1 protein-coding gene is annotated in these 205 nt (G+C 42.9%); it reads right to left on the minus strand.

The annotated features are described in order from the left end of the window. Positions 1-14: 14 nt before the first annotated feature. Positions 15-205 (minus strand): hypothetical protein (locus ACTRWI_RS22975; RefSeq protein WP_499133976.1); only part of this gene is annotated, 191 nt, incomplete at its 5' end.

Consider the following 205-nt stretch of genomic DNA (forward strand, 5'->3'; position numbering starts at 1 on the left):
ATGTTGGGCACATGTTAAGCGCAATCTTCAAAAAATGGCGGATTATAGTGGTGGTGGGCATACTTCTTATATAGGAAGGCACCTATGTCTTCTGACGAATGTTCTCTTCCATACTCGACATCGTTATGAGCAAGGTGAATTGGATTATTCACGGTACTTACGGCGAATGCACAGGCTACAAAAATCGTTCGATCATTGGTTGAGC

The organism is Pseudoalteromonas sp. G5_S1_14_S5 (assembly GCF_054968605.1).